Annotated in this window: 17 protein-coding genes and 2 tRNA genes; 4 read left to right on the top strand and 15 right to left on the bottom strand. The window is 70.9% G+C overall.

Features of this window, described 5'->3' with window-relative positions; translation table 11 throughout:
• Window positions 1-46: 46 nt before the first annotated feature.
• The gene (locus B7K26_RS05290) at window positions 47-766 is read left to right on the top strand and encodes an IclR family transcriptional regulator (RefSeq protein ID WP_084077757.1); all 720 of its coding nucleotides are present in this window, start codon (window positions 47-49) and stop codon (window positions 764-766) included.
• An 85-nt stretch (window positions 767-851) separates the two neighbouring features.
• Window positions 852-1,379 (top strand): hypothetical protein, encoded by a 528-nt coding sequence (locus B7K26_RS05285; protein WP_084077755.1) that lies wholly within the window; start codon window positions 852-854, stop codon window positions 1,377-1,379.
• Window positions 1,380-1,391: 12 nt separating this feature from the next.
• Here B7K26_RS05285 and B7K26_RS05280 read toward each other — a convergent pair whose 3' ends face one another.
• Genes B7K26_RS05280 through B7K26_RS05265 form a run of 4 tightly spaced genes read right to left on the bottom strand, consistent with a single transcriptional unit; the run spans window position 1,392 to window position 3,101 of the window.
• Window positions 1,392-1,757 (bottom strand): hypothetical protein, encoded by a 366-nt coding sequence (locus B7K26_RS05280; protein ID WP_084077753.1) that lies wholly within the window; start codon window positions 1,755-1,757, stop codon window positions 1,392-1,394.
• Window positions 1,754-2,131, bottom strand: coding sequence for a hypothetical protein (locus tag B7K26_RS05275; protein WP_084077751.1), 378 nt, complete (start codon window positions 2,129-2,131; stop codon window positions 1,754-1,756). The genes B7K26_RS05280 and B7K26_RS05275 overlap by 4 nt, the downstream gene beginning before the upstream one ends.
• A complete protein-coding gene (locus tag B7K26_RS05270; RefSeq protein ID WP_084077749.1) occupies window positions 2,128-2,676 on the bottom strand; it encodes an ATP/GTP-binding protein in 549 nt (182 codons plus the stop codon). Before B7K26_RS05270 ends, B7K26_RS05275 begins: the two co-directional genes overlap by 4 nt.
• A gap of 59 nt (window positions 2,677-2,735) precedes the next feature.
• Window positions 2,736-3,101, bottom strand: coding sequence for a hypothetical protein (locus B7K26_RS05265; RefSeq protein ID WP_084077747.1), 366 nt, complete (start codon window positions 3,099-3,101; stop codon window positions 2,736-2,738).
• Between the two features lie 218 nt (window positions 3,102-3,319).
• On the opposite strand from B7K26_RS05265, the gene B7K26_RS05260 reads away from it, so the two are divergent.
• Window positions 3,320-3,781 carry a thiol-disulfide oxidoreductase DCC family protein gene (locus B7K26_RS05260; protein WP_159449617.1) on the top strand — a complete coding sequence of 154 codons (462 nt, stop codon included), beginning with the start codon at window positions 3,320-3,322 and terminating at the stop codon, window positions 3,779-3,781.
• 54 nt (window positions 3,782-3,835) lie between these two features.
• Here B7K26_RS05260 and B7K26_RS05255 read toward each other — a convergent pair.
• Window positions 3,836-3,908: transfer RNA gene (locus tag B7K26_RS05255), tRNA-Glu, on the bottom strand.
• A gap of 287 nt (window positions 3,909-4,195) precedes the next feature.
• Between B7K26_RS05255 and B7K26_RS05250 the strand changes: the two genes are divergently transcribed.
• Window positions 4,196-6,340: an ATP-dependent Clp protease ATP-binding subunit gene (locus B7K26_RS05250; RefSeq protein ID WP_084077744.1), complete on the top strand. Its 2,145-nt coding sequence runs from the start codon at window positions 4,196-4,198 to the stop codon at window positions 6,338-6,340.
• 173 nt (window positions 6,341-6,513) lie between these two features.
• Here B7K26_RS05250 and B7K26_RS05245 read toward each other — a convergent pair.
• The 10 genes from B7K26_RS05245 to B7K26_RS05200 form a co-directional block, all read right to left on the bottom strand.
• Window positions 6,514-6,588: transfer RNA gene (locus B7K26_RS05245), tRNA-Gln, on the bottom strand.
• 100 nt (window positions 6,589-6,688) lie between these two features.
• Entirely contained in the window at window positions 6,689-7,723 is a 1,035-nt protein-coding gene (locus tag B7K26_RS05240; protein ID WP_084077742.1) for a hypothetical protein, read from the bottom strand.
• Between the two features lie 31 nt (window positions 7,724-7,754).
• Window positions 7,755-8,759: a hypothetical protein gene (locus B7K26_RS05235; protein ID WP_084077740.1), complete on the bottom strand. Its 1,005-nt coding sequence runs from the start codon at window positions 8,757-8,759 to the stop codon at window positions 7,755-7,757.
• Between the two features lie 76 nt (window positions 8,760-8,835).
• Window positions 8,836-9,609 (bottom strand): HAD family hydrolase, encoded by a 774-nt coding sequence (locus B7K26_RS05230; protein WP_084078556.1) that lies wholly within the window; start codon window positions 9,607-9,609, stop codon window positions 8,836-8,838.
• A 2-nt stretch (window positions 9,610-9,611) separates the two neighbouring features.
• Window positions 9,612-11,114 (bottom strand): glutamate--tRNA ligase, encoded by a 1,503-nt coding sequence (gene gltX, locus B7K26_RS05225; RefSeq protein WP_084077738.1) that lies wholly within the window; start codon window positions 11,112-11,114, stop codon window positions 9,612-9,614.
• Window positions 11,115-11,194: 80 nt separating this feature from the next.
• Window positions 11,195-11,983 (bottom strand): fumarylacetoacetate hydrolase family protein, encoded by a 789-nt coding sequence (locus B7K26_RS05220; protein ID WP_084077736.1) that lies wholly within the window; start codon window positions 11,981-11,983, stop codon window positions 11,195-11,197.
• 91 nt (window positions 11,984-12,074) lie between these two features.
• Window positions 12,075-12,971, bottom strand: a complete 897-nt coding sequence (locus tag B7K26_RS05215; protein ID WP_084077734.1) for an alpha/beta fold hydrolase — start codon at window positions 12,969-12,971, stop codon at window positions 12,075-12,077.
• A gap of 41 nt (window positions 12,972-13,012) precedes the next feature.
• Window positions 13,013-13,834: an MBL fold metallo-hydrolase gene (locus tag B7K26_RS05210; protein WP_084077732.1), complete on the bottom strand. Its 822-nt coding sequence runs from the start codon at window positions 13,832-13,834 to the stop codon at window positions 13,013-13,015.
• A gap of 6 nt (window positions 13,835-13,840) precedes the next feature.
• On the bottom strand, window positions 13,841-14,668 hold the full coding sequence (locus B7K26_RS05205; RefSeq protein ID WP_084077731.1) for an alpha/beta hydrolase: 828 nt from the start codon (window positions 14,666-14,668) through the stop codon (window positions 13,841-13,843).
• Window positions 14,669-14,678: 10 nt separating this feature from the next.
• Complete coding sequence (locus B7K26_RS05200) at window positions 14,679-15,503, bottom strand: alpha/beta fold hydrolase (protein ID WP_084077729.1); 825 nt, start codon at window positions 15,501-15,503, stop codon at window positions 14,679-14,681.
• Window positions 15,504-15,537: the final 34 nt, after the last annotated feature.

Here is a 15,537-nt window from a genome sequence, read left to right as displayed (position 1 = left end):
CTCCGAACATTCGACGTCTCACCATCTGAGACGCTAGTATCGCTCTATGGACAATCATAGCGGCGTCGGAGTCGTTGACAAGACGGCGGCGATCCTGGGTGCGCTCGAGAAGGGCCCCGCCACCCTCGCGGAGCTCGTCGCCACCACGCATCTGGCGCGCCCCACCGTGCACCGGCTCGCCCTCGCGCTCGAGCACCACCATCTGGTGGGCCGCGACACTACCGGGGCCTTTGTCCTCGGGCCCCGCTTCGCGCAGCTCGCGGCGTCCGTGGGCGAGGACCGCCTGGTGTCCGCCGCGCTTCCCGTGCTCACGACCCTGCGCGACCGCACGGGAGAATCCAGCCAGCTGTACCGCCCGCACGGCGACCAGCGCATCTGCATCGCCGCCGTGGACCGTCCCGTGGGCCTGCGCGACTCCATTCCCGTGGGCACCACCATGACGATGACGGCAGGCTCCGCCGCCCAGGTGCTGCTCGCCTGGGCCGAGCCCGAGCGCATGCACGCCGCCCTCGCCGCCGCCGTGTTCTCCGCCGCCGACCTCGAACGCGTGCGCACGCGCGGGTACGCGGAGTCCGCCGGCGAGCGCGAGAGCGGAGTCTCGTCCGTCTCCGCTCCCGTGTGGGGCACCGCGGGCACCGTGATCGCGGCCGTGTCGATCTCGGGCCCCATCGACCGCCTCACGAGCCACCCGGCCGGCGAGCACGCCGACGCTGTCGTCGACGCCGCGCGCCAGCTCTCCGACGTGCTGCGCCGTACGGAGCACTAAGCCGCCCTCTCCGCGCGACCGGCGCATCGGCCGTCGGGACGTAGGTCCCTCGCGCGCGGGCACGCGTCCGCGTAGACCGGTAGTCATGGACGCCGTCGTGGTCTTCGAGTCGATGTGGGGCAACACCTCCGCCATCGCGCGGGAGATCGCGCGCGGCTACGGCGACGGCAGCGCCGCGATGACGACGGACCAGGCCGATGCCGACCTCGTCCTTGGCGCCCGGCTGGTGGTCGCCGGCTCCCCCGTCCACACGCTCGGCCTGCCCACGGAGGTGAGCCGCGCATCGGCCGCCGCCAAGGACCGGCCGGGGACGCTCGCGGCGGACACCCGGCACCTGCCCGTGCGGGAATGGCTGACGCACCTGCCGCGCGGCCCGCGGTTCTACGCGGCCTTCGAGACGAGGATCGTGGGGCCGCTGGGCCACGGCGCCGCCACCGCCATCTCGCGCGCCCTCACCGGCGCCGGCTACGAGCAGCTGGACCGGCCCCACAGTTTCACCGTCACGATGCGGCCCCACACCGAGACCCCTGGCGCGATGCTGCTGCCCGGCCAGGAGCAACACGCGTTCGAATGGGGAATTCGGCTGCGACGCCTGCTCGCCGAGGTCGGGTAGTCACCCCTCCCCTCACCGCTGTGCCGCGGCGAAGTCGCGTCCCACCTTGCGCACCAGGGCGTAGACGCCGTCGCCGTCGCCCCCGAGCGACGCCACCACCACGAGGATCAGCCCCGCGGTGACCTGGCGCGCGATGACCTGCTCGTCGACGCCGTAGACGACCAACCCCTGCACGGCATCGATCTGCATGCCGTCGCCAATGATCGCCGCCGTACCCGCCGCCATCGCCGCCGCCGCGGCGCCATGGGAACGGGCGTCGAGGCTCTCGGTATCCACGTGGGGCACGCCATCGGCATGGGCCACGAGGACGCGTCGCACGCCCGAGTGCTCGACCAGTGGTGCGGCGAGCTCGAGGCACCGCTCCCGCGAGAGGATCACGAGATCCGCATTCCCGACAGGACACGCAGGCGCTCGGCCTCCTGCCCCGCGAGTGTCGCCGCGCGGAGGAGGTCGGCCTCGGCATCGGTAAGGATCGCGAGCAGGTGCCCGGCGTCGATGGGACACACCACCAGCGCACCCCCTTCCGCGATGGTGATCGAGGCGCCCGCCATCCCCAGGTCGAATGACGTGGCCGCGGTCGCGGCGAGGCCGTTGACCGCCGCGGTCAGGGCCGCGGCGCCGTCGCGCTGCTCAAGGGGAACGTCGTCGTACAACGCGATGCCGTCGGCGCGGGCGACGATGACGCGCCGCGTTCCCGGCAGTTCTTGGCGAACCCGGGCAGCGGCGAGAAGGCCATGCTTAGCGACGATCACTGCCCCACTCCCGTCTCACGGCGGGCGCCGGAAAAGTCGAGCGCCAGCCGGAGGACCGCGAGGACCTCGTCTCGATCGCGAGGGTCACACGCGACGACGGAGTAGTCGGGCACACCGATGAAGTGGGCAAGTTGGGCCGCGCTTTGCGTCGCGCGGTCCCATCGATTGGCCGCCACCACAAACGGCACTCCGGGCGCGAAGGATTCGAACCGGCGCACCACCGACTTCACTTGGGCGAGCGATTGCAGCCGGCTCGCGTCGACGAGCACCACGTAGGCGCTCATGCCCTGCGACAGCATCGGCCACATGAAGCTGAAACGCTCCTGCCCGGGAGTGCCGAAGAGCGTCACGGTGTGCTCGCCACGCTCCGTCGTGAGCGACAGCGTTCCGTGGTCCATCGCGACGGTCGTCTGCTCCTTGAGCCGCGCAGTGTCGTCGGATACGGCGCGCTCCGAGCGCAGCGCCTTGGGGCTCGCCGTGGCCACGAAGGTGGTCTTGCCCGCCCCGAAGGGACCGGCGACGATGATCTTGGTGATGTCCGTCATATCGCGACGAGGCACCAGGCGTTCCGCGCGGTCGAGCCGCGCGGAACGCCCGCGGAGCCTCAGATGTCGAGTGCCTGCTCGATGCCCTGCAGCTGGCGGCGCGCCATCGCGAGGTTGGCGCGGTCACGGTGGAGCACGAGGTAGATGAACAGGCCCTGGCCGGACTGCGAGCTCACCAGGCGGATGAGGTGAAACTGCTTGCCCAGGGTGATGAGGATGTCCTCGATACGGTCATCGAGGCCGAGGGAGTCCATCACGCGCATCTTGGCGCGCACGACCTCCGTGTTGCCTGCCGCGGCGAGCTCGAGGTCAAGGCCTCCGCCAGCGGTGGCGAGGGTCATGCCCGAGTCGGCATCGACGAGAGCGGCGGCCAGCGCACCCTCAATGTTCATCACGGCGGTCATGGACTCGTTCGGAGTTGCCATCGTTCCCTCCCAGGGCGCGCACGGATTCACCCGAGCGCGGCGATTGAGCGCGAGGCCCCTCAGTGGCATCGCGCAAAAGAAAAAGACCCCGCCGGATGACGGAGTCGGTCATGTGCCCGATGCGTCCTCGACACGCGGGCCGTGGTCACGTTACATAGGTCACAGTGCCCGTGTCTACCAGGCACAATCGGTTTCAAAATCGAGAAAGGTGGACACCTGTGTCCGGTCCCAATATCCGACCAGTGGTCGTCTTCGACGGCGACTGTGGACTCTGCAACGGGTTCGTCGCGTGGCTGATCCGCCGCGACCGCGAGGCGCAGTTCCTCATCGCCGGCTCCGCGGGCGAGGTGGGGCGCGCGGCGCTGTCGGCAATGGGCTTACCCCAGGAGATTGCGGCGTCGACGCTCGTCGTGGCGAGCCCCTCCGGCCCCGCCCTCAGGTCCGATGCCACGATCGCCGTGCTCGCGCGCCTGAGCTGGCCGTGGCGCACGCTGGGCGCGGCCATACGCGCCGTGCCGCGAGGCTGGCGCAACCGGGTCTACGACGCGATTGCGGCTCGGCGCCCTCGTCGGCCAGCCGAGGACCCGGCGTGCGGCACCCCACCGGCCGGGCTCGTCGCCGACTGGAGGGCGCGACTGGCGACGCTCGAGGACGTCGAGGCCCTCCACGCGAGGCGGTAAAATTCGGCCGGGAAACAGAAAAACTCCCCACCGCTTGGTGAGGAGTTTTATCCGTAGCCCCGACGGGATTCGAACCCGCGCTACCGCCTTGAGAGGGCGGCGTGCTAGGCCGCTACACAACGGGGCCCTAGCTGCTCCGGCCCCCTTCCGGGCGGCTGGCGCGAGATAAGACTCTACAGCATGGATCGCGCAGAAAACAAATCGGCCCCCGCGCCCCTCTGTTGACCCCCGTCGCGGGCCGCCGCGGGCACCCTGCGCGGACCCCCGCAGACCCCCTGTGCAGAACCTCGCGCGCCCTCTCGCAGCCACCCCTCCCCCGCGCCCCTCTTGCGCTCGTCGAATATGGTTATGTAAAGTTGAGCGTAGGCGACTCAATCCGAGCCGCACTCCCCTCAACCCGACAGGAGGCTCACCATGACCACCACGCCGCAGGCTCCTGAGACGCAGGAGCAGTCCGCGCTCGAGCAGTTCGGCCAGGACTTCACCGCGCTCGCCGAGGCGGGCGCGCTCGACCCCGTCATCGGCCGCGACGAGGAGATTCGCCGAGTCATGCAGGTCCTGACGCGCCGCACCAAGAACAACGCCGTCCTCATCGGCGAGCCGGGCGTCGGCAAGACTGCGATCGTCGAGGGCCTCGCCCAGCGCATCGTCGCCGGCGACGTCCCCTCTTCCCTGCGTGACCGGCGCGTCATCGAGATCGCCATGAGTTCCGTCGTGGCCGGCGCCGCGTTCCGCGGCCAGTTCGAGGAGCGCCTCAAGGCGATCCTCGCCGAGGTCGAGGAGGCCGAGGGTCGCATCCTGCTGTTCGTCGACGAGCTCCACACCATCGTGGGTGCGGGCAAGGCCGACGGCTCCGTGGACGCGGGAAACATCCTCAAGCCGATGCTCGCGCGCGGCAAGCTCCGCATGATCGGCGCCACCACCCTGAACGAGTACCGGGAGCACATCGAGGCCGACAGCGCCCTCGAGCGCCGCTTCCAGCCCGTCTACGTGGGCGAGCCGTCGATCGAGGACACTGTCGCGATCCTGCGCGGCCTTCAGGAGAAGTACGAGGTCCACCACGGCGTGAAGATCACCGACGAGGCGATCGTGTCCTCGGCGCGCCTGTCCGACCGCTACATCGCCGACCGCTTCCTCCCCGACAAGGCAGTGGACCTGATCGATGAGGCCACGAGCGCGCTGAAGATGCAGCTCGACTCCATGCCCGTGGAGCTCGACCGCGAGCGCCGACGCATCATGCAGCTTGAGATTGAGCGCACCCAGGTCGCCAAGGACAAGGCGGCACGGGCCCGCCGCGACGAGATCGACGCGGAGATCGCGCGCCTGCGCACCGAGTCAGAGGCCCTGAACATGCGCTGGGCGCGCGAGAAGGACCTCATCGTGCGCGTCTCGGCGGCCACCGAACGCCTGGAGGGCCTTCGGGGCGACCTGGAGCGCGCCGAGCGGCTCGGCGAGTTGGAGACGGCCGGACGGATCCGCTACGGCGAGATCCCGGCGGCGGAGAAGGCGATGGCCGATGCCAGGGCCGAGCTCGACGCCATTCCCGCCTCCGAGCGCATGCTGCGCGAGGAGGTCACCGGCGAGGACATCGCCGCCGTCGTGGCGCGCTGGACGGGGGTGCCCGTCGAGAAGTTGCTGACGGACGAGTCAGCGAAGTTGGGCCACCTCGAGGAGCGCCTCCACGCGCGCGTGGTGGGCCAGAACCGGGCCATCGAGAGCGTGTCAGATGCGATCCGGCGCGCCCGCGCGGGAATCGCCGACGAGCATCGGCCCATCGGCTCGTTCCTGTTCCTGGGCCCCACGGGAGTGGGCAAGACGGAGCTGGCGCGCGCCCTCGCCGAGCAGCTCTTCGACGACGAGCGCGCGATGGTGAGGCTCGACATGTCCGAGTACATGGAGTCCCACGCGGTGGCGCGCCTCATCGGCTCTCCCCCGGGCTACGTGGGCTACGAGCAGGGCGGGCAGCTCACGGAGGCGGTGCGGCGGCGTCCCTACTCGATCGTGCTCTTCGACGAGGTCGAGAAGGCGCACCCCGACGTGTGGAACGTGCTGCTGCAGGTGCTCGACGACGGGCGCCTCACCGACGGCCGCGGACGCACCGTGGATTTCACGAACACGATCCTCATCATGACGTCCAACCTGGGCTCCGACGTGGTGCTCGCGTGGGACGGCCTCGATCGCGACGCGTTGGAGGCGGACCTGCAGGCGGTCCTGCGCCGGGCCTTCCGACCCGAGTTCCTCAACCGGCTGGACGACGTGGTGATCTTCGACCGCATCGACCCCTCCGCGATGGAGGGCATCGTCGACAGCGAGCTCGCCAAGACGGTGGCGCGAATGGCGGCGCAGAAGGACATGAGGCTCACGGTGTCGGACGAGCTCCGGGCCTCGCTCGCCCGCGACGGCTTCGACCCCGCGTTCGGCGCGCGGCCGCTGAAGCGACTCATCCAGACCCGGTTGCTCAACGCTCTCGCGCGGGAGATCGTGGACGGGCGCATCGCCGAGGGCGACGCCGTCACGGCCGGCTGGGACGGCGAGGGCGTCACCCTCGAGGTCGCCTAACCCGTCGCGCGCCCTCGCTTTGAACCAATTCGAGCCGCGACACGCGGGCCGGCGCCGGCGAAACGCCCGGTCGGCCCGCGTGTCGCCCGGCGATCCGGTTCAAAGTGGGGGGGAGGCGGCCGATGCCGGACTCGCCCGGGCAACAAAAAAGCCCGCCGTAGCGGGCTTTTTGCTGGCTGGCCTACCTGGACTCGAACCAAGACTAAAGGAACCAGAAACCTTCGTGCTGCCAATTACACCATAGGCCAACGGGCCCGACAGAAGCCGGGCCGATCGATCAACCCAGGGGGCCGACCGGAGAACAACTGTACCGGGTCCGAGCCAATGCTCCAAACCGGCCCTCGCCACCTACTCGAAGTACACCTCCGCGAGAGTCTCCGCCTCGACCACCCCGGCGCTCGCCAGAGCGCCGCACGCCCCCGCGAGCGCGCCCACGAAGTCCCGCAGCTCGCCCTCGTCACCGTACGGCGTCTTCACTGCCGCACTGATCGCGACGGGGCCGCAGTAGATCACGTCCGCACGACTCATGACGAACCCCACCTGAAGCGGGACGTCCCGCTCCCCCACGCGCAGCACCAGGGCGCCGCCCGATGCCGTGAGTCCCGCCGTCTGCGTAAACGTGTCCGTGGTGGTGACCGTGACGGGGGCCCACACCGTGCCGTCGCGCAGGGAGCCGGACACCACCCCCATGGTGGCCGTCCAGCGCGCCTGCGCCGCGGCATCGGCCGCCCGATGCTCGCCCCGGTCCACGCGCAGCAGCGCCACGCGCTGGGTGACCTCGGCCGGATGGAGGGCGACCCACACCTGTTCGGCCAGGACCGCCAGGAAGCTCCGGTCGGAGCGCGCCTGCGCGACTAAGGCCGCGACGGCGTCGGCGCTCGCGACATCCACCGCGGTGCGCACCAGGTCGCACCCCACCGAGCCCGTGGCGACGACGGTCTCGCTACCCCCGCGGCCCAGATACAGGTCGGGCTGGCGCAGCAGCGGGATGGGGGCGTCGGGATCGATGGGCGCAGGGTCGACGCCCAGGTAGTCCGCCACGCCCGCCAGGTCCTGATCGTTGTCGACGATCCGCGCCTCGTAGGGGTAGCCGCCCTCGGCCATGCACTCGACGAGGGCCGAGCGGTCGCGCCACTCTTGATAGGCAAGCGCGGCGGCGCGATCCACGGCGAGCGTCCGCGGCGTCGGGGTCGGCTCGGGAGCCGGTCGCGCGTCCCCGCCGTCGCCCGCCTCCATCCCCACCAGGAGCGCGATGACCGCCAGCGCGGCCACCGCGAGAAGCCTCCACCACGGACGCCGGGGCGAGGCGCGCTCGTCCTCGACGGGCTCCGCACCCCGGTGATGACGGGGATCGTCGACGACGACGTACTCGGTGGGCGACATCGCTCCTCCTGGCGCTACAGGGGCGCCTCCGTCAGGCTACGTCCGGCGCCGTCGCGACGCATGCGGCGGCCACCGCCGTCGCCACGGCCAGGGCCTCTTGAGCGTTTCCCCACGGCCTGCGCGCCCCGACGGAGACCACCGCGCCGTCGCATTCGATGGCGATGACAGTGGTCATGTAGCCGCCCTGCACGAGGGCCCAGGGCTCGCCGCTGACGCGCACCACGATGGCGCTGCCGGATTCTGTCAGCCCGCTCGCCTGGGCGAACATGTCCGTCGCCTCCTGGGTCACGGGAATCCACACCACGTCGGCCAGGGACTCCGTGACCTCGGCGAGGGAGACCTCCCAGCGCTCGCTGGCGGCCGGGTCGCTACGGGGCGCCTCAGCGCCGTCCGCCCCCAACAGCGCGAAGAAGTGCGACGCCTCGGCCGGATGCCGGCGCAGCCACTCCTGCTCGGCGATGGCCGCACGAAACCCGTCGTCCGCCACCGCCTGGCGTACGGTGGCGGCGATCTCGGCGGCGTCCGAGGCGCTCATCTCCGTGTTGGGGGCGGGGCACGCGGGAGAACGCGGCGGTGCGGGGACGGAGTCCAGGTAGTACCGGGGATGGCGCAACTCCGGGCTCGGGGCCGCCGCGTCGATCGGCGCGGGATCGATGCCCAGGTATGCCGCCACGTCGGCCACCAGCGGCTCGTGGCGCGTCACCCGCGGCTCGTACGGATCGCCGATGCCGTTGAGACAGGCCGCAAGCTCGACCCGCGCCCGATACTCCGTGTACGCGATCGCGGTGGCCTGCTGCGCGGAGGTGGCGCTCGCGAGGGTCGCGGAGGGCGTAGGCGTGACGGCCGACGCGGCGTCCCCCGCCCCGCCCGCCGCGCGATCGCTGAGCACGAGCGCCCCGACGAGGAGGGCCGCGCCCGCGACCACCGCCGCACGCCGCCTCACCTGGCGTCGAGTCGGCCGTTCCCGGGCGCGCAAGCGGGAGCGGCGCCCGCGATGGGACGCCGGCTCCTCCACGACGATGAACTCGCCGCTCATCGGCCCCTCCGATGGGCCCCTCAGGACCCGTGCCGTTCAGGCTACGCCGCGGCTGCGACAGACGCGCGCGAGAGAGTTACAGGCCGAGCGCCGCCATCACGTCGTCGAGGCCGCTCGCGCGCACCGTGCGGTCGCCCAGGTCACCCAGGTCGTCGCCGTCGTGACCGGTCCTGCGCGTGCCGGGCCGGTCGAGCCAGACGCCGGTGAGCCCTGCCCTTGCCGCTCCGGCGGCGTCCAGGTCGGGCTCGTCGCCGACATAGGCCACGGCGTCGGCCGGCAGGGACAGCCGTGCGCAGCCCTCGAGAAAGACGCGAGGATCGGGCTTGCCGACCCCAAAGGTGTCCACGCCCACGAACATCTCCACGCGCTCCAGGCCGCACGCGGCGAGCTTGAGCTCCTGGTAGGCGAGATTCGCGTTGGAGACCGACCCGTAGGGGATGCCTGCCGCGTCGAGAGCATCAAGCAGCGGCGCCGCATCGGGGAACGGCTTCCAGCCCTCGCGGAAGTGACGCTCGAAGCCGGCGTCCCAGACGTCGTACGCGTCGTCGTCAAGGTCCGGACCGCCGAACGTCGCGTGAAGGTCCTGGGCGCGGCGCTTGCGCTGCTCGCGGTGGCTCATCTCGCCGCGGGTGTGAGCCCGGTACCAGCCGCCGCGGTCGTCACGCCAGTGCGCGAGCACCGCCTCGGCATCGGCCCCGGCGTCCAGGTACTCGTCGGCGACCCTCAGGAGGGCGTGACGGAAGGCTCCCCTGGTGTCGACGAGGGTGTCGTCGACGTCGAGGAGGATGCCGCGGATGGCGGGCCGGTCACCCGGGCCCGCCACCGCATCGGCCCCAGAGCCCCGCGACACCGTCACAGGGTGGCGCGCAGGCGACGCAGGCGCTCGAGAGCGTGTTCGCGGCCCAGGATCTCCATCGACTCGAACAGCGGCGGCGAAATCTGTCGCCCGGTCACGGCGACGCGCAGCGGGCCGTACGCGAAGCGCGGCTTGATGCCCATCTCGTCCACGAGCTTCGCCTGCAGCGCCTCCTGCTGCGCCTCGGCGCCGAAGTCCTCGAGCCCCTCGAGCACGCCGATCGCGGCGTCGAGGATCTCGGCGGCGTTCTCGGGAAGCTTAGCGATGGCCTTCTCGTCGTACTCGTAGCCGTGGTCGTCCTCGAAGAGGAAGCCCAGCATCGCGGGGGCCTCTCCCAGCAGGTTCATGCGGGTCTGCACGAGCGGAGCGGCCTCGGCGAGCACCTGCTCCTCGTGCGGCGTGAGCTCCTGCGGGTCCGCGCTCGACAGGTGGCCGGAGGCGTGCAGGTAGGGAACCATGCGGGCCACGAACTCGCCCACGGGCAGCATGCGCAGGTGGTCGGCGTTGATCGCCTCGGCCTTCTTGAGGTCGAAGCGCGACGAGTTGGGGTTGACGTCGCTGATGTCGAACGCCGCCACCAGCTCGTCGGGCGTGAACACATCGCGGTCGGGGCCGATGCTCCAGCCCAGCAGCGCCAGGTAGTTCAGCAGGCCCTCGCGGATGAATCCGCGCTCGCGGTGCAGGAACAGGTTGGACTCGGGGGCGCGCTTGGACAGCTTCTTGTTGCCCTCGCCGGTCACCATCGGCATGTGGCCAAACTGAGGCACGCGGTCGGCGATCCCCAGGTCCACCATGTAGCGGTACAGGGCGATCTGACGCGGGGTGGAGGACAGCAGGTCCTCGCCGCGCAGCACGTGGGTGATCTTCATGAGCGCGTCGTCCACGGGGTTCACGAGCGTGTACAGCGGGACGCCGTTGCCGCGAACGATGACGAAGTCGGGAACCGTGCCCGCGCGGAAGGTGATCTCGCCGCGGATGAGGTCCGTAAACGTGATGTCCTCGTCGGGCATGCGGACGCGGATGACGGGGACGCGGCCCTCGGCACGGAAGGCCGCCTTCTGCTCGTCCGTGAGGTCGCGGTCGAAGCCGTCGTAGCCCAGCTTGGGGTCGCGGCCGGCGGCCTTGTGGCGCGCCTCGATCTCCTCGGGGGTCGAGAAGGACTCGTAGGCGTAGCCGGCGCCCAGGAGGCGGTTGGCGACGTCGTTGTGAAGGTCGTGACGCTCGGACTGGCGATACGGGCCGTAGGGGCCGCCGATGCCGGGGCCCTCGTCGTAGTCGATGCCCATCCAGTCGAGGGCGTCGAGGAGCTGCTCGAAGGACTCCTCGGAGTCGCGCTCGGCGTCCGTGTCCTCGATGCGGAAGATGATCTTGCCGCCGGTGTGGCGGGCGTACGCCCAGTTGAAGAGGGCGGTGCGGATGAGGCCCACGTGCGGCGTCCCGGTCGGGGACGGGCAGAAGCGGACGCGGACCTCGGGTGCCTGGGCGGTGGTGTCGCTCACGGTGTCAGGTTCTCCTGGTGCTGGGGTGGTGCGAGTGGTACGGGTGGCCGATGCTGCGGCCGGGCAGGGGCGCCGCCGCCTCAGCGGCGAATGGCCGGGTTGCGCAGGGTGCCAAGGCCCTCGATCTCGACCTCGACGATGTCGCCGTGGCTGAGGCGGGTGACGCCCGCGGGGGTGCCGGTGAGGATGAGGTCGCCGGGCAGCAGGGTGGTCACCTCGGACGCGATCGCAACGGCCTCGTGGATGCCGTTGATCATGTCCTTGAGGTTGCCCTCCTGAACCACGGTGCCGTTGATGGAGCCGGTGATGCGCGCGTCCTCGGTGTCGAGCTCGGTCTCGATCCAGGGGCCGATGGGCAGCGACGTGTCGAACGCCTTGCCACGGAACCACTGACCCTCCTGCTTCTGGACGTCGCGCGCGGTGACGTCGTTGGCGCAGGTGTAGCCGTAGATGTATTGCTCGGCGTGCTCGGGGAGCACGTCCTTGCACATGCGGCCGATGACGATGGCGAGTTCAGCCTCGAGCTGCACGTCGTCGCTGTAGGAGGGAAGGACGATCGGGTCGTCCGGCCCCACGACGGCGGTGTTGGGCTTGAGGAAGACGATGGGGTATTCGCCGGCGGGGCCGGTGATGTCCTTCATCTCCTCGGCGTGGGCGGCATAGTTCTTGCCCAGGCACACGGCCTTCGAGCGCGGGATGACGGGCGCGAGGAGGCGGACGTCGTCGGTGAGCTTGACCCGCTCGCCCGTGACGTTGCCCGGGGTGTACATGGGGTCGCCGGTGAGAACCACCAGCTCCTCCTCGCCCGGGGCGCCGTCCACGATCGCGTAGCGGGGCTCGTCTCCAGTGGTGAATCGGGCGATACGCATGGTCTCCAGCGTAGTGCCCGCGCCCCACCTGTCGCGGCGGGCCGCCCCCGCCGGGCGATGGCGAGCCCGACGGGGACGGGGTCTGGGATGGCTAACGGGCCGCGCGCAGGATCAGCGCGACCACCTGGGCGGGCTTGGACAGCATGGGCACGTGCGACGAGGAGACCTCCACGGTTGTCGCATCGGCACGGTCCGCCATCACCCTTTCCGCCTCCGGCGGGATGATCCGGTCGTTCTTGGCGACCATGTACCAGCTGGGGATCGTCTCCCACGCGGGCTCACCGGACGGCGCGACGAGTGCTGCCAGCGCGCCGGGGCGCTGGGATCCGGCCATGGTGGCCGCGACGGACCGCGGGAGGTCCTGAGCGAAGAGCTGCCGGAAGTACGCGGGGTCGATGTAGGCGTCGGCGTCGCCCTCCGACGCTCCGGGGAAGGGGCGAACGACGAGATGGTTCGTGACGTCGGAGTGGCCTCCTCCCAGGGCATTCATGGCTTGCACCGACTCTCCCTCGGCGGGTGCATACGCGGCGATGTAGACAAGGTCGGTCACGTCGTCGTCTCCCGTGGCAGCGTTGGTGATGACCACGCCGCCGTAGGAGTGTCCGACGAGCACGATGGGGCCCTCGAGCGTGTCGAGGAAGGCGCGCAGGTATGCCGCGTCGTGCTGGGGCCCGCGCAGGGGGTTCGAGAAGGCGATCACGGGATAGCCCGCGGCCTCGAGGGCCGGCGTCACGAGCGCCCACCCGGACGAGTCGGCGAAGGCGCCATGGACGAGGACGATCGTGGGCTTTGGCTTCGCGTGGCCTCGCGAGGAGGCCGTCTCCGCGACGGCGGCGGGCAGCGCCGCGCTGGGTATTGCCGGGCGGGGTGCCGCCGCGGTGGACGGGGACGGGCTGGCCGTCGCGGCCTGGCTTGCCGCGACCAGGGTGGCGATCAGGGCGAGCGCCACGACGATGAGGCGGCGCGCGGGGGAAAACGAGGGTGACATGAGGACTCCCAGGAGCAGTGTGAGGTGCCGCCGAACGGCGGTCAGGTGTCGGCGGATGCCCGCGAGCGCGCGGGACCGTCGGGTTCGGGGATCGAGACGGCCTCCCCGGGCTGGAGCCAGCGCGTGACCGCGCGGGCCGCGGGCACGTGGGCGAGCCCGGCACGCATGCCGTCGACTCCGTCCACGAAGTGTGACCACCCCTCAACGTGAGCGGGGATGGCCACGCGCGGGGCCGCCGCCTCGACGAGGCGCGCGGCCGCGATGCCGGTCATCGTGTACCGCAGGCGTCCGGTGATCCCAAACGCCACTCCCCCGGCGTTGACCACCATGACGTCCGGCGCCAGGCGCGACGCCGCACGCCTGACGCGCCGGCTCGCCACGGTGTCCCCCGTGAGCCATACTCGCGTCCCCTCGGTGCCGACCCGAGAGATCGCGAACCCCACGACCGGTCCGAGGATGGGACGACTGAGCGGCGGCCCGTGACGCGCCGGCGTGGCGGTGACGACGAGGGTCGGTCGCCCCGGCGCGGCGAGCGCAGTCGCCCGCCCCGGCGCGAGGCCCCGCGCATCGGGATGACGCAGTCGGCGCGCCGCCGCACGCGTGGTGATCACCACAGGGATTCGCTCCAGGAGTCTGCGCCCCGCCGCGTCGAGATTGTCGGCATGCTGGTCATGACTGACGAGAGCCGCGTCGATCGGGCCCAGGTCCGCTGCGGCGACCGCGGGGCCAACGGTCTTGGTAGACGCCGTGCCGAGGGCGAAGGGATAGCGGCCGCCGGCAGGATCGAACGTGGGGTCGACGATCAGCCGCCATCCGTCGAGTTCGAGGAGCATGGTGGGCCCACCGATCGCCGTGACGTCCACCGCCACTCACCCCTGTGCGCTGGGCACACCCGGGCGCGCGTGATCGAGCGACCACTGCAGCGCGTGATCGGCGACCTCCTCCCAGCCAGGCTGCGAGACGATGCGGTGGGTCCGGCCCGGGTATTCGATGTGCTCGACCACGCCCGACCCGCGCGCGTACTGCTTCACCAGGCTGCGGTGCACCGATGGCGGCACGACGTGGTCGAGCTCGCCCGAGATGATGAGCAGCGGAGCCCTGTCGGCCTTGGTGTAGTCGACGCGAGTGATGCCGGTGCGCGTGCGCGGCAACGACAGCACCCCCTCGAAGAACACCCGGTTGACGGCGGGGATGCCGCTCGCCTCGAACTCGCGGTCCGAGTCCTCGCGGCTGAGGTCGTTGCCAAACGTGTAGTGGAAGTGCTGTGGGGTGAGCGCCTTAGCTCCCTTCTTGGCGAAGGGGTTGGACAAGACCGGCAGGCCTGACCGTAGCGTCGGCCACGGCAGCGTCAGCACGCCGGCCGGCTGCCCGGGCTCGACGCCCACGCCCGCGGCCCCGAGTCCGCGATCGAGGAGCATCTGGACAAAGAGCCCGCCGAACGAGTGGCCCATGATGATCGGCGGGGCGTCGAGGCCGCGGATGATCTCGTCGTACGCATCCACGATCTCGGTGATGGACCTGTTCGTGAGTGACGACGGGTCGTCGCGCAGGCTGGCGGGGCTCGCGTCGCCGACGCCGGGCCATCCGGGCGTGAGCACCGTGAATCCCTTGTCGCGGAAGCGCGCTGCCCAGGTGTCCCAGCTTGAGGGAGTCATCCAAAGACCGTGAATGAGCACGATGGTGGTCGGAGTGGACATGGGGGTCACCTCACTCGTCGATGAAGGCCAGCAGGTCGCCATGGAGGCGGTCCCGCGAGGTATCGGGAAGGGCGTGCGATCCGCCCTCGTACACCAGCAACCGCGCTCCCGGCACTGCCGCGGCGGAGAGTTTGCCGGAGATCTCGAACGGCACGATCTGGTCGTCGTCGCCGTGAATCACCAGGAGCGGGACGTCGACCTTGGCAAGGTCGGGCCGGAAGTCGGTGGCGGAGAACGCCGCGATGCACTCGTACGCGTTGCGGGTGCCCGAGGCGAGGCCCTGCAGCCAGAACGCATCGCGGAACCCTTGCGGCACGTCGCCGCCGCGGTTATGACCAAAGAACGGGCCGTCCGCGAGGTCTCGGTAGAGCTGGGAGCGGTTGGACGCCTCGCCTGCCCGGATGCCGTCGAACACGTCAAGCGGCAGCCCCTCGGGGTTGTCGTCGGTGCGCACCATGAGCGGCGGCACCGCCGACACCAGCACCAGCTTCGCAACCCTCGCCGAGCCGTGCCGCGCGAGATAGTGAAGCACCTCGCCGCCACCCGTGGAGTGCCCCACGAGGGTGACGTCGGTGACGTCGAGGTGGTCGAGCAGGCAAGCGAGGTCATCCGCGTAGGTGTCCATCTCATTGCCGCCCCACGGTTGGCTGGAGCGGCCGTGGCCGCGCCGGTCGTGCGCGATGGCCCGATGCCCGTGCTCGGCGAGGAAGAGCGCGGCGGCCTCCCACGCGTCGGCGTTGAGCGGCCATCCATGACTGAGCAGCACGGGGCTGCCTCCGGATCCCCAATCCTTATAGAAGATCTGCGAGCCGTCCTCGGTGGTGACGAAGGGCATGAGGGGCCTCCTCGAGGCGCCGGGGGCCTTCCCG

Origin of the sequence: Demequina sp. NBRC 110057 (genome assembly GCF_002090175.1) — a bacterium.
Classification (GTDB): Bacteria; Actinomycetota; Actinomycetes; order Actinomycetales; family Demequinaceae; genus Demequina.
Note: the sequence above shows the minus strand (reverse complement) of the source record. Positions and strands in the feature narration are given on the sequence as shown.

Coding starts and splice junctions, on each gene's coding strand:
- B7K26_RS05285 (WP_084077755.1), top strand. CDS start 852: ATGGACGCCGTCGTGGTCTTCGAGTCGATGTGGGGCAACACCTCCGCC.
- B7K26_RS05200 (WP_084077729.1), bottom strand. CDS start 15,503: ATGCCCTTCGTCACCACCGAGGACGGCTCGCAGATCTTCTATAAGGAT.
- B7K26_RS05215 (WP_084077734.1), bottom strand. CDS start 12,971: ATGTCACCCTCGTTTTCCCCCGCGCGCCGCCTCATCGTCGTGGCGCTC.
- B7K26_RS05205 (WP_084077731.1), bottom strand. CDS start 14,668: ATGTCCACTCCGACCACCATCGTGCTCATTCACGGTCTTTGGATGACT.
- B7K26_RS05290 (WP_084077757.1), top strand. CDS start 47: ATGGACAATCATAGCGGCGTCGGAGTCGTTGACAAGACGGCGGCGATC.
- B7K26_RS05220 (WP_084077736.1), bottom strand. CDS start 11,983: ATGCGTATCGCCCGATTCACCACTGGAGACGAGCCCCGCTACGCGATC.
- B7K26_RS05250 (WP_084077744.1), top strand. CDS start 4,196: ATGACCACCACGCCGCAGGCTCCTGAGACGCAGGAGCAGTCCGCGCTC.
- B7K26_RS05240 (WP_084077742.1), bottom strand. CDS start 7,723: ATGTCGCCCACCGAGTACGTCGTCGTCGACGATCCCCGTCATCACCGG.
- B7K26_RS05265 (WP_084077747.1), bottom strand. CDS start 3,101: ATGGCAACTCCGAACGAGTCCATGACCGCCGTGATGAACATTGAGGGT.
- B7K26_RS05235 (WP_084077740.1), bottom strand. CDS start 8,759: ATGAGCGGCGAGTTCATCGTCGTGGAGGAGCCGGCGTCCCATCGCGGG.
- B7K26_RS05270 (WP_084077749.1), bottom strand. CDS start 2,676: ATGACGGACATCACCAAGATCATCGTCGCCGGTCCCTTCGGGGCGGGC.